This window comes from Vibrio sp. 1249-1 (assembly GCF_033340495.1).
The window spans coordinates 1-844 of the sequence record NZ_JAWOWJ010000315.1; the positions used below are offsets into that span (position 1 = coordinate 1).

2 protein-coding genes are annotated in these 844 nt (G+C 42.5%); one reads left to right on the forward strand and one right to left on the reverse strand.

The window, feature by feature from the left end:
* Positions 1-227: 227 nt before the first annotated feature.
* Positions 228-452, forward strand: a complete 225-nt coding sequence (locus tag R7Z50_RS26080; RefSeq protein WP_318149553.1) for a zinc ribbon domain-containing protein — start codon at positions 228-230, stop codon at positions 450-452.
* Between the two features lie 21 nt (positions 453-473).
* On the opposite strand, the gene R7Z50_RS26085 is transcribed toward R7Z50_RS26080, so the two are convergent.
* Positions 474-844: exodeoxyribonuclease VII large subunit (locus tag R7Z50_RS26085; protein WP_318149554.1), on the reverse strand; the 371-nt coding region annotated here is incomplete at its 5' end.

Sequence of the window (844 nt, forward strand, 5' to 3'; positions counted from 1 at the left end):
TCGGAATGCAGAATATGTAACTTATGCTTTCGGTGTGTGGTTATATAAATATTCTTTTAGGGGGTGATCGCTGATCAAATGGTAAATATCCGATGATCAGAATAAGATCTTTCTTAAAGTAAGCTTCTCGTGAAGTAAACCCATTACCTTGCATACGGTGATATACATCAAGGTTAGCGGTTAGAAAATGTGAATACTGGAGAGAGTGAAACAGTAAGGTGAGAGATATGCAACAGAACAAATGTCCAGATTGCGAAGTAGAACTAGAATGGACTGGTCAATATCATTGTGGCCAATGTGAATCCGATATCAAAAAAGTAGGTTTTTGTCCGGACTGTGGTGCTGAGTTAGAAAAGCTTCAGGCTTGTGGGGCTGCGAATTATTTCTGCAATACCTGTAATGAACTCAAATCCAAATCTCGTGTGCGATTTGAGTTTCAGAAAATCAGCTGACTAAGCTCATTTTAAAGTCGGCTAACTAACGGTAGAGTGAATCTCACCATTAGCCAAACGGGTGACTAAAAGGTCGCCCGTTTTTACATCATCTGCGCTTGTAACGACCTTACCTTGATCCGTTTGCGTGATGGAGTAACCACGCTTGAGTGTCGCTAGGGGACTGACGGTATCTAACTTTTCTGCCGCAATCGCTAACTGATGACGCATCGTCAGTAGTTTTCGATCCATTGCGTCCATTAGCTTGTGCTCAACACGTTCAAGTCTCGACTTTTGTTGTGCTAAGTGTTTAACAGGAGAGTTTAATTGCAGACGGTGGTGTTTACGCTCAACGGCTTGTTGACGTGTATCGATGAAGCGCTGCATAGCTCTACGCAAACGCATATCCAGCT